Annotated in this window: 17 protein-coding genes; 9 read left to right on the top strand and 8 right to left on the bottom strand. The window is 67.3% G+C overall.

Annotation, left to right across the window (positions count from 1 at the left end; genetic code table 11):
• Window positions 1–82: 82 nt before the first annotated feature.
• Complete coding sequence (locus tag AB0J16_RS45965) at window positions 83–664, bottom strand: copper chaperone PCu(A)C (RefSeq protein WP_358432093.1); 582 nt, start codon at window positions 662–664, stop codon at window positions 83–85.
• A 241-nt stretch (window positions 665–905) separates the two neighbouring features.
• Here AB0J16_RS45965 and AB0J16_RS45960 point away from each other — a divergent pair, with 241 nt between their 5' ends.
• The 4 genes from AB0J16_RS45960 to AB0J16_RS45945 all read left to right on the top strand — a co-directional run bounded on the left by AB0J16_RS45960 (window position 906) and on the right by AB0J16_RS45945 (window position 2778).
• The gene (locus AB0J16_RS45960; protein ID WP_043624891.1) at window positions 906–1388 is read left to right on the top strand and encodes a CarD family transcriptional regulator; all 483 of its coding nucleotides are present in this window, start codon (window positions 906–908) and stop codon (window positions 1386–1388) included.
• A gap of 17 nt (window positions 1389–1405) precedes the next feature.
• Window positions 1406–1861: a 2-C-methyl-D-erythritol 2,4-cyclodiphosphate synthase gene (gene ispF / locus AB0J16_RS45955; protein ID WP_358552009.1), complete on the top strand. Its 456-nt coding sequence runs from the start codon at window positions 1406–1408 to the stop codon at window positions 1859–1861.
• A 259-nt stretch (window positions 1862–2120) separates the two neighbouring features.
• Window positions 2121–2408, top strand: coding sequence for a GlsB/YeaQ/YmgE family stress response membrane protein (locus AB0J16_RS45950; protein WP_357958053.1), 288 nt, complete (start codon window positions 2121–2123; stop codon window positions 2406–2408).
• A gap of 94 nt (window positions 2409–2502) precedes the next feature.
• A complete protein-coding gene (locus tag AB0J16_RS45945) occupies window positions 2503–2778 on the top strand; it encodes a GlsB/YeaQ/YmgE family stress response membrane protein (RefSeq protein WP_358552008.1) in 276 nt (91 codons plus the stop codon).
• A gap of 139 nt (window positions 2779–2917) precedes the next feature.
• Here AB0J16_RS45945 and AB0J16_RS45940 read toward each other — a convergent pair whose 3' ends face one another.
• Window positions 2918–4444, bottom strand: a complete 1527-nt coding sequence (locus AB0J16_RS45940; protein WP_358552007.1) for a DUF2637 domain-containing protein — start codon at window positions 4442–4444, stop codon at window positions 2918–2920.
• Window positions 4445–4496: 52 nt separating this feature from the next.
• Here AB0J16_RS45940 and AB0J16_RS45935 point away from each other — a divergent pair, with 52 nt between their 5' ends.
• Window positions 4497–4883, top strand: a complete 387-nt coding sequence (locus tag AB0J16_RS45935; protein ID WP_358552005.1) for a PPOX class F420-dependent oxidoreductase — start codon at window positions 4497–4499, stop codon at window positions 4881–4883.
• A 43-nt stretch (window positions 4884–4926) separates the two neighbouring features.
• Window positions 4927–6318, top strand: coding sequence for a cysteine--tRNA ligase (gene cysS, locus AB0J16_RS45930; RefSeq protein WP_358552003.1), 1392 nt, complete (start codon window positions 4927–4929; stop codon window positions 6316–6318).
• Window positions 6319–6520: 202 nt separating this feature from the next.
• Here cysS and AB0J16_RS45925 read toward each other — a convergent pair whose 3' ends face one another.
• The 3 genes from AB0J16_RS45925 to AB0J16_RS45915 all read right to left on the bottom strand — a co-directional run bounded on the left by AB0J16_RS45925 (window position 6521) and on the right by AB0J16_RS45915 (window position 8797).
• Window positions 6521–7210: a tetratricopeptide repeat protein gene (locus tag AB0J16_RS45925; RefSeq protein WP_358552001.1), complete on the bottom strand. Its 690-nt coding sequence runs from the start codon at window positions 7208–7210 to the stop codon at window positions 6521–6523.
• A gap of 82 nt (window positions 7211–7292) precedes the next feature.
• Window positions 7293–7919, bottom strand: coding sequence for a class I SAM-dependent methyltransferase (locus AB0J16_RS45920; RefSeq protein WP_358551999.1), 627 nt, complete (start codon window positions 7917–7919; stop codon window positions 7293–7295).
• Between the two features lie 443 nt (window positions 7920–8362).
• Window positions 8363–8797 (bottom strand): organic hydroperoxide resistance protein, encoded by a 435-nt coding sequence (locus AB0J16_RS45915; RefSeq protein WP_358551997.1) that lies wholly within the window; start codon window positions 8795–8797, stop codon window positions 8363–8365.
• 30 nt (window positions 8798–8827) lie between these two features.
• On the opposite strand from AB0J16_RS45915, the gene AB0J16_RS45910 reads away from it, so the two are divergent.
• On the top strand, window positions 8828–10048 hold the full coding sequence (locus AB0J16_RS45910; RefSeq protein WP_358551995.1) for an LLM class flavin-dependent oxidoreductase: 1221 nt from the start codon (window positions 8828–8830) through the stop codon (window positions 10046–10048).
• Entirely contained in the window at window positions 10045–10884 is an 840-nt protein-coding gene (locus AB0J16_RS45905) for an alpha/beta fold hydrolase (RefSeq protein ID WP_358551993.1), read from the top strand. The genes AB0J16_RS45910 and AB0J16_RS45905 overlap by 4 nt, the downstream gene beginning before the upstream one ends.
• 124 nt (window positions 10885–11008) lie before the next feature.
• Here AB0J16_RS45905 and AB0J16_RS45900 read toward each other — a convergent pair whose 3' ends face one another.
• The 3 genes from AB0J16_RS45900 to AB0J16_RS45890 all read right to left on the bottom strand — a co-directional run bounded on the left by AB0J16_RS45900 (window position 11009) and on the right by AB0J16_RS45890 (window position 13210).
• On the bottom strand, window positions 11009–11869 hold the full coding sequence (locus AB0J16_RS45900; protein ID WP_358551991.1) for an NBR1-Ig-like domain-containing protein: 861 nt from the start codon (window positions 11867–11869) through the stop codon (window positions 11009–11011).
• 201 nt (window positions 11870–12070) lie between these two features.
• Window positions 12071–12589, bottom strand: a complete 519-nt coding sequence (locus AB0J16_RS45895) for a hypothetical protein (RefSeq protein WP_358551989.1) — start codon at window positions 12587–12589, stop codon at window positions 12071–12073.
• Window positions 12590–12685: 96 nt separating this feature from the next.
• On the bottom strand, window positions 12686–13210 hold the full coding sequence (locus AB0J16_RS45890) for a hypothetical protein (RefSeq protein ID WP_358551987.1): 525 nt from the start codon (window positions 13208–13210) through the stop codon (window positions 12686–12688).
• Between the two features lie 613 nt (window positions 13211–13823).
• Between AB0J16_RS45890 and AB0J16_RS45885 the strand changes: the two genes are divergently transcribed.
• Entirely contained in the window at window positions 13824–14510 is a 687-nt protein-coding gene (locus tag AB0J16_RS45885) for a winged helix-turn-helix transcriptional regulator (protein WP_358551985.1), read from the top strand.
• The last annotated feature ends 100 nt before the right edge of the window (window positions 14511–14610 follow it).

Raw genomic sequence — 14610 nt, 5'->3', positions numbered from 1 at the left:
CTTCGACGCGCTGGAGAGCTGACAGAGTCAAGCCCCGGTTCGGCACGTATCTCTCGTGCCGGACCGGGGCTTTCTCATGGGGTCAGTGCTCCCCCTCGGCCGCGGCGGTGGCCGAGGGCGTAGGCGTCGGCGCGGCGGTCGCGTTGGGCGCCGGCGGGTAGTCCTTGAACTCGCGGCTGCGCGTGACCACGGGGACGTTCATGGACACGACCCCGGCGTTGGCGAACTGGAGGTCCAGGCGGATGCTCTCGCCACCCCTGAGGCCCTTGGAGATGCCCTCCAGCATGATCTGCGGGCTCGGCTTGCCGGTGTTGACGAGCTGGTTGCTCGGCAGCTGGATCGGCGTGGTCACCTTCGCGGTGGCCATGGTGCCGGCGTTGACCGCCGTGAGCGTGTCAGGGGCGCCGTTGGTGTTGAGGATGTTCAGGTAGACCGGGGCGGAGCCGCCGTAGACGAGCTGTGCGCCGGAGTCGGGGCCGAGGATGAACGCCTGGGGGATCTGGATGCCATGCGTGCCGTAGTTCTTGGCCTGATCGAAGAGGACTCCGGCCTCATTGGGGGCGTACGGCTTGTTGGTGTCTGCGTCGAATCCAGCTGAACAGCCGGCGAGCACGGGGGCGGCCAGGAACGCGGCAGCGGCGACAATCCAGCGACGGCGGGTCACGAGCGGGTTCTCCTAGGGTCTTGCACATGCATGTTGGGCAGCGCCCACCATATCCACCCGAATCCATGGTCATATCCGCACCCCTGCAGGTCATTAGCTATGCGCGCATATGCGATTCATAGACTTGACGCCTTGTCAACCCCCAATATGCCGCTTTGACCTGCAGTTATGATGATTTCACTGTTCCGGGAGCCTGTGGATGCGTGGTACTCTGGAGTACAGCGGAAGGGGTACTTGTCACATGACTTTCCAGGTCGGCGACACTGTCGTCTACCCCCACCATGGGGCTGCTCGGATCGAAGCAATCACGAAGCGATCCATCAAGGGTGAGGAAAAGACCTACCTGGTGCTCAAGGTCGACAAGGGCGACCTTACCGTCCAGGTGCCAGCAGAAAACGCAGAACTCGTCGGCGTGCGCGATGTTGTCGGCCAGGAAGGCCTAGAGCGGGTTTTCGATGTTCTTCGGATGCCGCACACCGAGGAACCGACCAACTGGTCCCGGCGCTATAAGGCCAATCTGGAGAAGCTCGCGTCCGGCGATGTCAACAAGGTCGCCGAGGTGGTCCGGGACCTGTGGCGGAGGGACCGCGAGCGCGGCCTGTCCGCCGGTGAGAAGCGTATGCTCGCCAAGGCCCGTCAGATCTTGGTGAGTGAGCTGGCCCTCGCCGAGAAGACCAATGAGGACAAGGCGGAGGCCTTGCTCGACGAGGTTCTCAACTCCTGAACACGAAGCTTCCACGGGTGGGCGTCGGAGTCGACGTCCACCCGTTCGTTTCAGGGCGAGACCTGCATCTCGCCGGCCTGCACTGGCCGGGCGAGATCGGGCTCGCGGGCCACTCCGACGGCGACGCCGCCGCGCACGCGGCCTGCGACGCGCTGCTGTCCGCCGCCGGGCTCGGCGATCTCGGTGGCCTGTTCGGCACCGCCGACCCGCGCTGGGCGGGCGCCTCGGGTGTCACGCTGCTGGAGGAGACCGCGCGCCAGGTACGTTCTGCGGGCTTCGAGATCGGTAATGTCGCGGTCCAGATCATCGGTAACCGGCCCAAGCTCGCGCCTCGGCGTACAGAGGCCGAGAAGGCGCTCAGCGCCGCTCTGGGGGCGCCTGTGAGCCTCAGCGCGACCACTACGGACGGGCTGGGGCTGACCGGGCGGGGCGAAGGGGTCGCGGCCATCGCGACGGCGCTCGTTGTCGCTTAGTTCTGGTCGCTTTAGCTCTGGTCGCTTTAGCTCTGGTCGTCGTCTAAGGCGGTTCGTCAACCTTTACCGGCACTGCGGCGTCTTCTTACGGGATCCGTTGAGGGTATCCCGGCGGGCGCTGCCTCCGGCCCGCCGAGCGAACGGGGGCGGCGGTCCGTTACTGGCGCGGTACGGATCGCCGCCTTCCCGAGGGTACTTTCCCGATATGTCGGGTAAGTCCTTCTGAAGACATGTGGAACGTCTTCGGGGGGAGCTACACATGATCGGCGCGATTGTTTCCGCAGTCGTCATCGGCGCCATTGTCGGAGCACTGGCCCGGTTGATAGTGCCCGGTAAGCAGAACATGTCCATCGGTCTGACGTTGATCGTCGGCATCGTGGCGGCTCTGCTCGGCACGCTCATCGCTCAGGCGTTCGGCTGGGCCGACACCCGGGGCATCGACTGGCTGGAGCACATCATCCAGCTCGCTCTGGCCGTCATCGGGGTCCTCATCGTCGCCAGGGTGAGCGCCGGAAAAACCGGTCGTACCGGAGGAACGCCGATCTGACCTGGCGTTTCCCAGCACCTACGCATATTCGCGCGTGGCCGGGTACTGATCTCCCTCGAGAGTGAACGGCTCACTCTCACTGGGAGGTTTGGTCATGACAATCCAGTCCATCCTTGGCGCCATCGTGATCGGCGCCGTGATCGGCGCCCTCGGTCGTCTGCTGCTTCCCGGCAGGCAGGCCATCGGGTGGATCCTCACCATCGTCGTCGGTATCGTCGCCGCCCTTGTGGGCACGCTCATCGCGCAGGTGCTCGGCGTCGCCACCACCAATGGCATCGACTGGATCGAACTCGTCATGCAGGTCGTTCTGGCCATTGTGGGTGTCGGGCTCGTGGCAGGGCTGCGGCGGGGCAGTGGCAAGAGCGTCTAGACGATGGCTTAGGCAGTTCCGCGACTGTGCCGAACCCCCTTCGGCGCGGAACGGTACGCGAAGACCCGCCCGGTACTTACACCGGGCGGGTCTTTTGCTGCGCTTCTGCCGCGCTGGGCAGGTCTTCTGGTGGGTCTGCTCAGTCCTCGGGCGGAAGGGGGGTGCTGCGGAGCCGGCCCGAGGGGGCGTCGTCTTCTACGACCGGGTGAGGGGCGGTGTCCTCAAGGGCGCGGTCCTGCAGTGTGCGGGTACGGGCGGTGGCGGACTCGGCGGGGTCGGCGACTTCCGGGCCGTGGTCGGGGTCGGGGTTGTGCCCCGCTTCGGCCTGTTCGGCGACTCCGGCTCTGGCCTCGGTCTGTTCGGCGACATCGGCGACATCGGCGGGGTCGGCGACATCGGCGGCTTTGGCAGCTCTGGCGCGGGGCGGTGCGGCTGGGATGTCGCTGAAGACCCGGACCGGTTGGGTGTCGGTGTCCCGGTCGGTGACAGTGGGGGTGCGGGGGTGGACGAGGACGTCGGTCGGCTTGACCCGATCACCCCAACGCACCGGACGCTTCTGCTCGTTGCTCGCCTCCGGGGCCGGCTGTGGCTCGGCGCTCGACTCAGAGGCTGGCTCGGGCTCGGAGGTCGGCACGGGCTTCGGAGCCGGGGTTGGCTCAGGCGGTGAGGTTGGCTCGGGCTCTGGGGACGGCTCGGGTGCCAGGACAGGCGGGGCCGGTGCCGTGTTTTGGGGCCCTTCGTCGGGCTCAGTGTGGAAGCCCGGCTCAGCGCCCGTACCTCGCTCGGTGCGTCCGCCGGGCTCATCGCGTACATCTAGCTCGGCGTGTCCGCCTGGTTCACCACGTCCGTCTGGCTCCGTCCGTCCGTCCGAGTGGATGCGGCGGCCCGCCTCCGACTCTGACTCCGGGGCGCGCTCTGACCGGTGGGCCCACTCGAGTCTGGGGGCCGGCTCTTGAGCCCTCTCCGGCTGGCGGGGCCACTCGGTGGTCGGTTCCGGGCTGCGTAGCGGCAGATCTGTCGGTCCGGCGTCCGGAGCCTGTGCGGGGGCGGTGGGCCAGTGGGTCACGCGGGCGGAGATGGGCGGGGTTTCCGGGGCGGGCGTGGGACCGATGACCGGGGTGGTCTCCAGCACGGGGTGGTGCAGCGGCTTGGTCAGCGGCGGTGGGTCCTCGGCGGTGCGGTTCCGGTGGAAGGGCACGATGTCCTGCTCCGCCGTAGCGTCGTCATCGTCGTCTGTGGACGTCCTGCGGGCCTGGACGTGCTTGATGAGCAGCAACCACAGCCAGAGGGCGATCGCCAGCATGATCCATGGGGCGACCGCCACCCCCACCGCGAGAGGCCGTACGTCGAGCTGGACCTGGAGCGCCGTCGCGGCGTTCGACGCGGCGGCGGCCACGATGAGCAGGACCAGCACGAGCGCCGCCTGGGCGCGTACCAGCAGGCGGGCCGAGCGCAGCAGGAGGACGCCGATCAGCGCGACGACCAGAAGCGCGTCGAAGCCGGCCGGATAGAGGAAGGCGAGGTCGGGTCGGGATTCGCCGCGGATGGCCAGCGCCCGCAGGTCGTCGAAGGAGAGCACGCAGGCGACTGCCGTCAGGCCGGCCACCGCGAGACCGGCGAGGGCGATGCCCAGGCGTCGGAGCGTAGAAGGGGGAGTCACGTCCATGGCGGTTCGAGCCTACAGAAGAATGGGGGGCAGGACCGATCAAGGGAGATACATGACCGAGCTCTCAGGGGACGTGCGCGAGCTGTTCGACGGGCCCAATTACGCGACGGTGACCAGCATCAATCCCGACGGCGGACCTCAGTCGACGGTCGTGTGGGTGCGTACGGACGGCGACGACGTCCTCTTCTCCACCGCCAAGGGGCGGCGCAAGCCGCGCAACTTCGAGCGCGACCCCCGGGCCAGCCTGCTCGTCATCGACCCGGCGAACCCCTACCGCTACGCCGAGGTCCGTGGTCGCGTGAGCATGGAGGAGGACCCCGCGGGCGACCTCATCCAGGAGCTCTCGCTGAAGTACACCGGTAAGCCCTGGGAGGACAAGCCAGGAGTCGAGCGGCTAATTGTCCGCATAAGTCCAGAGAAGGTCATCATGCGTGCGTGATTAAAGGACCTGCGACGTTGGCTTAGGCGTTAGCCTTTCATTCGTGAGCCTGCACATCTACGACACCAGCGCACGTGCCATCCGCGAATTCGTTCCGGTCGAAGCCGGCCGGGCGTCGATCTACCTGTGTGGGGCGACCGTGCAGGCTCCCCCGCACGTCGGGCACATCCGCTCGGGCGTCAACTTCGACGTGCTGCGCCGCTGGCTCATGCGTTCCGGCTATGACGTGACGTTCTGCCGCAACGTCACGGACATCGACGACAAGATCATCCGGGTGGCCGCCGAAGAGAGCGTCCCCTGGTTCACGGTCGCCGAGCGCAACCAGCGCGCCTTCACTTGGGCGTACGACACTCTCGGCTGCCTGCCCCCGACCGTCGAGCCCCGCGCGACCGGTCACGTGCCCGAGATGATCGTCCTGATGCAGCGGCTCATCGACCGCGGCCACGCCTACGCGTCGGGCGGCGACGTCTACTTCGACGTCGTCTCCTACGAGGACCGCTACGGCAAGCTGTCCAACCAGAAGCTGGCCAACATGCGTGCGGCGGCCGACACCGACGACGAGTCGTGCAAGCGCGACCCGCGCGACTTCGCCCTCTGGAAGGGCGCCAAGCCCGGCGAGCCGACCTGGCCGACCCCCTGGGGCCTCGGCCGCCCCGGCTGGCACCTGGAGTGCTCGGCGATGGCGACCAAATATCTCGGGCCGGCGTTCGACATCCACGGCGGCGGCCTCGACCTGATCTTCCCGCACCACGAAAACGAGCTCGCCCAGTCCCAGGCGGCCGGGGACGACTTCTCCCACTACTGGATGCACAACGGCCTGGTCAAGATCGGCGCCGAGAAGATGAGCAAGTCGCTCGGCAACTCGCTGCTGATCCCGGAGATGGTGCAGAAAGTACGCCCGGTGGAGCTGCGCTACTACCTCGCGGCACCGCACTACCGCTCGTCGATCGACTACTCGGAGGAGGCGCTGCGGGAGGCCGCGGCCGCCTACCAGCGCATCGAGGGCTTCGTGACCCGGGCCGCCGAAGTGATCCACGACGTCGACGCCGATGCTCCGCTGCCGCAGGCGTTCAGCGACGCGCTCGACGACGACCTGGGCACCCCACAGGCCCTCGCCGTCGTGCACGAGGTGGTCCGCGAGGGCAACGTGGCGCTGGCCAGGGGCGACAAGGAAGCGGTGGCACGCCTGCTGGCCGAGACCCAGAACATGCTCGACGTGCTGGGCCTCGATCCGCGCTCGGCGCAGTGGCGCTCGGCGAAGTCCGACCTCAAGCCGGTGGTCGACGCGCTGGTGGCCGTGGCGCTGGAGCAGCGTAAGGCTGCTCGGGCGCGCAGGGACTATGAGGCGGCTGACGCGATCAGGGACCAGTTGACGGCGGCGGGCATCACGGTGGAGGACACGCCGCACGGGGCTCGCTGGGAGCTGTCCCACTAGGCCCTGCCGCGCGAGCCGCTGTGGACGTCCCAGAACGCCGGGATACGTCCACACGATCACACGGCGTTCGGCGCGTCCGCTGTGCGGCCGACCCGCAGACGGTGGTGACCGGACGGCAGTGACTGCACGCTGGTCGCCCGCCGGCTGCGGTGACCGCCGCCTTTGGTGATCCGTGATCTTGTGCCATCGAAGGTTGAGCGGCTCAGGACCCACTCTGGGCGTGGGTCTCGCCCTGATCGGCGGCTGGCATCGTGATCTGCGTGCGCGCTTCCTCGACCTGGCGCATGATGCGTTCGGCGCCGCAGTCCGCCGCGGTGGCGTACGCCTCGTCCGCCAGCGCCAGCGCGTCGCTATTGCGGTTTTCCGCGGCAGCGATGTAGATCAGTCCGACCTGATTGGCCGCGACTCCAGCCAACAGCCCTATCTCACGGCGCAGCCGTATCGATTCCTCCAGCCGCTCCCGCGCGGCCTCCAACCGACCGGCAGAATGCTCCGCGATCCCAAGATGCCGAAGCACCTCGGACTGGGTGAACCGATCTCCGGCCTGCGTCGCCAATTCGTACGACTGCTCGAACAGCGGAATGGCCGTAGGGGTGTCACCCCGTACAACCTGGTGAAAACAGCCCACCCAGAACAGCGACTCGGCCAGGCCGGGAAGATCGCCGAGCATTCGATACAGCTGCGTCGCACGCTCGAACAAGGCCAACTCATGCGTGACCTCCTGCCGGTCTTCGAGAAACCGCGCGTGCAGGATCCGGCCCCGAGCCAAGGCAAGATCAGCCTCGACCTTGTCCAGCTCCCGCTCCGCTCCGGCCAGCCCAGCGGTCTCACCGGCGTAGACAGCGCGTTCGTATGACACCCTGGCCCGCTCGATACGTTCTTCCGCATGCATCCCGCTCACCCCGTCCCAGCGTCGACGACACGGTACATCGACAGCCGCCGAAAGATCGAGCCGTGCGTCAGGCGAGACCCTGTCAGGCCCGGGTGGTCCGAACCTCGCGGCGGATCGCGAGCACGCTGAGCCACGTGCGGTGGGTGGCGTTCTCGGCGTGCTCGCGTACCTCGAAGCCGATCTCGGCGAGGACCGCGAGCAGCGTTCGCGGCTTGCGGTGTACGAACCAGCGCTGGAGCCCTTTGTCGTGCGGGACCGGCTCCCAGACCTCGCCGTCGCCGGTCGAGGTGCTCAGCCCGAGCACGCCCCCGGGGCGCAGGGCCGCATGCCAGGCGCGCAGCGTGGAGACGGTCTCGGCGGCCGGTACGTGCAGGAGAGCCGCGACCGACCACAATCCGGCCAGCGAGCCGGGAGTCAGCGGTGGGTGGCGCAGGTCGCCCAGAGCCACGGGAACGCCGCGGTCGGCGGCCAGTGCGGCCATGGCGGCCGAGCGGTCCACTCCTACCGGGGAGAGCCCCTGCTCTCGGAACCAGGCCGCGTCCCTTCCCGGGCCGCATCCCAGGTCGGCGACGCGTCCTCCGGCGGGCAGCGCGGCGGCGAAGCGCGCTCGAAAGGCGCGGAACGCGGCGTCGGGGTTCTCGGAGCGGGATGCGAAGACGGGGGCGATGCGGTCGTACGTGGCGGTGGTCCGAGCGATGGGATCTTCCATCCTGCGGATATTGCCAGGTTCTGGACGTGCGAGGTGGGGTGTGCGGCCCGGTCGGCTGTCTGTGCTCGACCCTGTCAGGTGCGCGTCACGTTCACCTGGCACGCGACCTGGCGTGGCTGGGAGGTGCGGGCGGTCACCTGGCGCCGCTGTTCACGCCTGCTCTCGATCACTCGGAGTTGCATTGCGTCTGGTCGCATTGATCCGGAGCGACGGGGCCAGGACGGGGCGGGCGTCCAGAAGCCCACGCTCCCCGTGGTGCTGCTATTTCGCACCGACATCCCGGCCCCGTCCAGCCCGCAACCTGTCCGAAACTGCCAGCAAACGCTGCTGCTACTCGCCGGCAAAATCACCAGAGCCTACAACCAACCCAGGGCAGCCCAGAGTTCGTTGCTCGGCGACCCTGGCGTTGAGCTGGCACGTTGGACTCGTGGCGGGTGTTCACTTCACAGTGTGGAGCCGTTCACTGACAGCGCGACGTCGATGTTGCCGCGTGTGGCGTTGGAGTACGGGCACACCTGGTGTGCGGTGCGCACCAGATCGGCGGCCTGCGCCGGGTCCTCGATCGAGGGCAGCGTCACGTCCAACTCGACCCCGAGCTTGAACGTGCCGTTGGCGTTCGGGATCAGCATGACCTTGGAGTCCACCGCCGCGTCTCCAGCCTCCAATCCCTGCCGTTGCCCGAGCATCGTCAGGACGGCGGAGAAGCAGGCGGCATAGCCGACCGCGAACAGCTGCTCCGGGTTTGTCCCATCACCATCGCCACCCAGTTCTTTCGGCTGGCGCAGGTTCACATCCAGCATCCCGTCGCTGGAACGCCCGTGCCCGTGTGCCCGGCCACCGGTCACCTGTGCCTGCGCGGTATAGAGCGGTTTCGTCATGTCGGAGTCCTTATCGTCGCCTTCTCGAAAGTGAATCTTAGACTTCAAAAACAGGAAGTCAATGCTTTAAGATCCCACCGTGATCACTTCGCTGGAGGAACTATGACGAGGCCTCAGGTCGGCTATCTGCTGCCGACACGTGACTGGGTCGTGCTGGGGGATCGGGAGCCGTCCGCGCTGGTCGAGCAGGCGCGACTGGCCGAGGAACTAGGCTTCGACTCCGTCTGGGCGGGCGACAGTCCGGTGACCCGTCACCGCGCGGATCCGCTGATGCTCCTGTCCGCGGTGGCCGCTATGACGGAACGGGTGACGCTCGGCACGGCCGTGCTCCTGCCCGCCTTGCGTCATCCGATCCTGCTGGCCCACCAACTCGCCACGCTGGACCGGATCGCCGACGGGCGCCTCATTGCCGGGATGGGCGCCGGATTCCCGCATCCGAACACCGAGGCACAGTTCGACGCGCTCGGTATCGCGTTCAAGCGCCGGGTCAGCCGTACCGAAGAGTCGATCGACGTGATGCGGCGACTGTGGGCCGGCGGCGGGGCGGTGTCGTACCAGGGCGCGCATTTCGACTTCCAAGATGTGGTGCTGGAACCCAAGCCCGCGCAGGTCGGGGGGCCGCCGATCTGGCTGGCGGGCAGTGGCGCGTCAGGGCTGCGACGCGTGGGGCGACTGGCCGATGGGTGGTTGCCGTATCCGCCGACAAGTGAGACGTACGCCCATGAATGGGGCGTGGTCCAGGAGGTGGCTCGTCTGGGCGGTCGTGGGTCTGGTGAGGTGGCACATCTGGGCGGTCATGGGGCCGGGGAGGCGGCACATCTGCCCGGTCCTGCGTCCGGCGAGGCTGCACGGTTGCGCGGTTCTGCGCCTATGCATGGCGATGCGGCAACTCTCGGCGCTCGCGTGGCGGGGGACGCGTCGCTCCTGGGTGGCTCTGTGCCGGGCGAGGGAGCGCGCGTGATTACGCCTGCGTTGTACGCGACGGTCTGTCTCGATGATGACCCTGAGCGGGCGCGAGGCCGTCTGCGGACCAGCATTGAGCGCTACTACAACGCGCCGCTCGAGTTCATCGAGTCCATTCAGGCGACGTTCGCCGGATCTGCGGCCGATGCGGTCGATTGGCTGAACGCGTACACCTCGGCTGGGGTGCGGCACGTGGTGATCCGGTTCGCCGTTGATGACCATCGCGCGGCGTTGGAGGAGTTCGCCGGCCGGGTGTTGCAGCGGCTTCGCGTGGAGATCCGTCCATGACCACCTTTGTTCTGGTTTCCGGTGCTTGGCATGGTCCCTGGGCGTGGGATCGCGTCGTTCCCTTGCTCGAACGCGTAGGAGCGCGCACTGTCGTTCCTGACCTCGTGTATGGCCGTGACGTGGGTCTTCATGATCATGTGGCACAGGTTGTCGCCGCGATCGACGGTCTCGAAGCCGAGACCGGCGTCGAGACCAAGGGTGTCGAGACCAAGGGGGCCGGAGCCAGGGCAGAGACGGAGGCCGGGGCTGAGGGCGGTGCTGGGGCCGGGGCCGAGGGCCGTCACGTGGTCGATGTCTGCTCTGGTGGCGGTGTTGTGCTGGTCGGGCACAGTTACGGGGGCTTGGTGGTACGGCAGGCAGCCGACCTCCGTCCCGAACGCGTTGACCATGTGATCATGGTGGAGGGCTGGGCCGGGACGGACGGGGACAGCCTGCTCAGCCTTGCTCCCGAAGGGTTCGTGAAGTTCGTTCAGGCTTCGGCCGATGGCTGGCAGGTGCCCGCTCCCGCGCCGACGCTCTTCGGCATCACCGATCCGGCTGACGCCGCGTGGCTTCAGGAGCGGTTGCGTCCGCAGCCGCTGCGTACCTTCACCGAAGGCACTCGCCTGACCGGGGCCGTCGAGCGGATCCCTGGGACAGGGGTCTACTGCCGGCCGCAGACCTTCGCCTTCGACAGGTTCGCCGAGGCGGTCGGCTATCGAACCGTCGCGCTGGACGGGCCACATGATGTGCTGCTCACCGATCCGGGTGCTGTCACTGCCGTACTTCTGAGGGCTCGTGCCGGTGTGAGCGTCGCCCTGACCCACGACGTACTCGACCACGCCGCTCGCCCTTGAGCACCCTCATCACCCGGAGGGGCAAAGCCGTGGGGCATTTGAGCCACCCCACCCGCACGGTGGCGTGCGGCCGAGGCCATGACAGGGGGCCTTCGACCCGGCCAAGACGTGCTTCGAGAGCTGATCAGCCGACGACCACGTCCAGGAAGATCGGCTTCTTGGCGGACAGCAGCTGAGTCCCGGTCTCGTCGGTCATCTTCCAGTAGATCTTGCATCTGCCGGGGGAGTCCGATGCGCGGACGCGTACCGCGATGTCGACGGGCTCGCCCGGCTGGACCACGCGGATCTCGACCCGTTTGGGGGCGCGGCAGGGGGTGTCGTTCAGCCGGGTGAGATAGCGTCCCCGCCACGGGATGGTGCCGGTGTTCCTGATTCGCCAGATCTTCGTGAACTCCGCCCCCGTCTTCACCACCGTGCCATCCGGATGGGTGACGTCCTGCTCGAAGGCGGAATCGTCGTAGGAGGAGGCAGCTTGAGCCGGGGTGGCCGACGTGGTGGGCTTGTTCTTTCCGGAGAATGGGGCGAGCCAGGTGAAGAGGGCGGCACCGGCGGTCGCGACCGCTGCGATCATGGCCAGCCTTCTGGCAAGGAGAGGCCGGGCTCGGCGTTCGAGGTGCTCCGCCTGCCCAGCGTAGGTCTGGTCGTGACCCGTACGGTCCTCGGTGATCTCGCTGAGTGCGGCGCTCGCGGCCCGCTCCCAGTGAGCTCGCCACTCGCGCCTGGCCTCCGCGGCGTCCTGCTTCAGCCGGTCGACCGCGAGGACCCGGACGAACTCCCACGTCGTCTCCCAGGTCGGGAGCACCTGCCCCCGGGCGGCGGCCGCCAGCGAGGACTTCGAGGCCGCCGCGCCCATGCGGGTCGACATCTCCGCGTAGGACGGGTCCCCCGCCTCCGCCTTGAGCTCCCACAGCCGATACGCGAGAGCCGCCACCGGGCCCGCGGCCGGGTCCAGCCGGACCGGCTTTCGCCCAGGTCGCGATCCCATGCCTGTCCGCAGCGGGCCAGGCTCGTCCCCCTGCGAGCCTGATGTCCCTGGTAATTCCGGCATCTTCACCTGCCCTGTCCGGCGCCGTCATCCGGCCGTGCCGACGACTCTGGCATGGCCTGTGACACCTGAGAGCAAATGAGATTACCTGAATTGTCCGAATAAGTCCGGAATTCTGCGGTCTACTCGGGGGCGCCGCGGTCATTCACCCGCGCATGCCCGGAAGCCGTACTCCGCCGCGAAGGATCGCAGCGCCTTCTCGTTCTCGTCCGGTTCCAGGGACTGTTCCACCGCCTTCTTCGCCTCGCCCTTCCTGCCCGCGCGCATCGCCGTCTGCGCGCTTCCGCTGAGTTCGCGCAGGCTCGCGGCCAGCGCCCTGGCGGGCACGAAGAACCTCGCCCGCACCCGCGGGACGTCACCGCCGGGCGGCGTGATCGCTTCTATCGCGGCGATGGTGCTGGTCATCGACTCCGAAGCGCGGCGCAGTTCGTCCACCTCCTCGCGCAGGTTCGCAGGTGGCTCCTCGCGGAGATCCGACTGTCGGGACGCTTCCTCACACACCGCGTCTACGGCGGCGATGTACTGCCTTTTGACGTCCTCGTACGGTTTCTCCTCCGCCACCGAGACCGTCGCCCACAGCACGAATGCCAGGACGGCCGGCACGACCCCGCCGACGATCACGCGCCACGCCGGGACATGCCGTCTCTCACGCGATCCCATCCGCTGCTCACTCCTTCGGAAGAAGACGCCCTTGGCGCTCTCGCGAGCGCCAAGGGCGGAAGTCCGGCCGAGCTACGTCCCCGTCCCAGCCCGGGATCAACACCGGATCCGACGCTCCTGCGACCGCTTGTACAGGGTGGCCACTTCGCTGCCACGCAGGAGGGAGTAGAGATGCACCTTCGTCTGGTTCCGGTAGAGCTGGCTACCGCCGGAGCACTTCCACGAAGGTGTCGTCGTCACGGTGAACGCGTCCCTTCCCTTCTTCACCTCCGAGGTGGCCTTCGTCCGCCAGAAACCGAGTCCGCGATACTGCTGGAGGCTCGTCTTGACCACGGCCCGGCGGCCCCACTCGCCCTTCTCGCAGTGGACCTGCCTGCTGGTCGTGATGTAAGCGCCGCTCCTGTACGGGGTCTTTATCCGCTGCCAGCCCTTGCAACGGTCGTGGTAGCTGATCCCCAGGTACGACTTGGCCGACCAGCCTGGTGCTGCCAGGACGGCAGAGCTGTCCGAGACACCGGTGACCCCCTGCCCCGCCTGCGCCGACGCTGACGACCCCGCCATAAGCCCGGCAGTCAGCCCGACGACGAGAGCCGCTCCTGTAATCCCTTTTCGTCCGATCATCGGATCTCCTTTCAAAGAAATCCTCTGCACTTTCCGACTCGGGAGTCTCCGATCAACCGCGTACAGCGATTCAGCGGAATATCCGCACGCCTGTCAATGGCGCCGATAACGAACCCCGGAACTGGGAACGGCATCACCCTGACCGCCACTGCCCGGCTCCGGCAAGCGATCTGACATGTAAAGTCGTCCGGACATTGTCCAGAGCTACTAGGACAATCAAATTCGCAGGTCAGGGGCTCATGTCAGGGATTCAACGCACCAGTGTAATTCTTCCCAGCTTTACACGATCGGCGCTCGCACCGGGCCCACTCTGAGCCTCGCAGCAATTTCGGTATTCGGCAATTCAGGGTCGACGTAGTGCTCGGGAAAAGTCGGCCGGATATGGCCATGGCCACGTGTTTCGCTAGTTCGTATGGAGCAGGTCGGCAGGGGGCGGGGGTCGTCTTCGTCGTCTCCCGACCGCCGCTGCTCAGCCCGAAGCGCCAGTCCGGCACCGGCCGCTCAGGCCGAAGAAGCAGTCTGGCTCCGCATGCCAGAGCCCAGAGTCAGACTGGGCGGAAGCCCTCTGACTACGAAGTTCAGAAACAGGAAGCCCGAAGCTTAGAATGTTGAAGTGGATCAGCGATCGTACAACCAGTTCTGTGCCACTGCCCGGACCTTGGACATCGTTGGCGAGCGCTGGACGCTGCTGCTCGTGCGCGAGTTGCTGACCGGGCCGAAGCGGTTCGGAGATCTGCAGCACAGCCTTCGCGGGCTGGGCACCGGCCTGCTGGCGGCTCGGATGAAGCATCTCGAGCGTGAGGGGCTGGTACGCAAGATCGTGCTACCTGCGCCGGCGCGTACCCCTGCTTATGCCCTGACCGAAGCCGGTGAGGAGTTGGGGCCCGCGGTGCTGGCTCTGGCGCGATGGGGCATGAAGTGGGCGATGGGGGAGCGCAAGGAAGGGGAGGCGTTCCAGGCTGGGTGGGCGGTGCTGGCGTTGCGGGTCGGCTTCGAGCCGGAGGCGGCGGTGGGGTTGCGGGCGGTGTACGAGTTCCGGGTTTCCGATGAGGTCTTTCACGCTCGGGTCGACGACGGGACGATCGAAACGATGCATGGGCCCGCTCAGCGGCCGGATGTCGTTATTGAGATGGATGACGATGTTCTGGTGGACATGGGGGCTGGGCAGGGGACGCTTGGCGATGCGATCAAGAGTGGAGCCGCGAGGGCTTTTGGGGATCTCGAGGCTTTGGGGAGGTTGCACGGGTTGTTCCGATTCCCTCGGCCGGAGGCTCGGGTAGGTGAGCGAGGGGCGTCGTAGCTCTTTAGCCTCGATCTTTCTCGACCTTGAGCTGGTCGGTTGAGGGATTCGGCTTGAGGTCGATTGCCCGGCTGTGGTCAGCGTGAGTGCCCGGCTGTCG

This window comes from Nonomuraea sp. NPDC049750, from assembly GCF_040659625.1.
GTDB lineage: Bacteria > Actinomycetota > Actinomycetes > Streptosporangiales > Streptosporangiaceae > Nonomuraea.
Note: the sequence above shows the minus strand (reverse complement) of the source record. Positions and strands in the feature narration are given on the sequence as shown.

Excerpts from the sequence above, each read along its gene's own strand:
- AB0J16_RS45950 (WP_357958053.1), top strand. The coding sequence starts at position 2,121 with ATGATCGGCGCGATTGTTTCCGCAGTCGTCATCGGCGCCATTGTCGGA.
- AB0J16_RS45940 (WP_358552007.1), bottom strand. The coding sequence starts at position 4,444 with ATGGACGTGACTCCCCCTTCTACGCTCCGACGCCTGGGCATCGCCCTC.
- AB0J16_RS45925 (WP_358552001.1), bottom strand. The coding sequence starts at position 7,210 with ATGCATGCGGAAGAACGTATCGAGCGGGCCAGGGTGTCATACGAACGC.
- AB0J16_RS45960 (WP_043624891.1), top strand. The coding sequence starts at position 906 with ATGACTTTCCAGGTCGGCGACACTGTCGTCTACCCCCACCATGGGGCT.
- AB0J16_RS45895 (WP_358551989.1), bottom strand. The coding sequence starts at position 12,589 with ATGGGATCGCGTGAGAGACGGCATGTCCCGGCGTGGCGCGTGATCGTC.
- AB0J16_RS45900 (WP_358551991.1), bottom strand. The coding sequence starts at position 11,869 with ATGGGATCGCGACCTGGGCGAAAGCCGGTCCGGCTGGACCCGGCCGCG.
- AB0J16_RS45945 (WP_358552008.1), top strand. The coding sequence starts at position 2,503 with ATGACAATCCAGTCCATCCTTGGCGCCATCGTGATCGGCGCCGTGATC.
- AB0J16_RS45935 (WP_358552005.1), top strand. The coding sequence starts at position 4,497 with ATGACCGAGCTCTCAGGGGACGTGCGCGAGCTGTTCGACGGGCCCAAT.
- AB0J16_RS45905 (WP_358551993.1), top strand. The coding sequence starts at position 10,045 with ATGACCACCTTTGTTCTGGTTTCCGGTGCTTGGCATGGTCCCTGGGCG.
- AB0J16_RS45920 (WP_358551999.1), bottom strand. The coding sequence starts at position 7,919 with ATGGAAGATCCCATCGCTCGGACCACCGCCACGTACGACCGCATCGCC.
- AB0J16_RS45915 (WP_358551997.1), bottom strand. The coding sequence starts at position 8,797 with ATGACGAAACCGCTCTATACCGCGCAGGCACAGGTGACCGGTGGCCGG.
- AB0J16_RS45890 (WP_358551987.1), bottom strand. The coding sequence starts at position 13,210 with ATGATCGGACGAAAAGGGATTACAGGAGCGGCTCTCGTCGTCGGGCTG.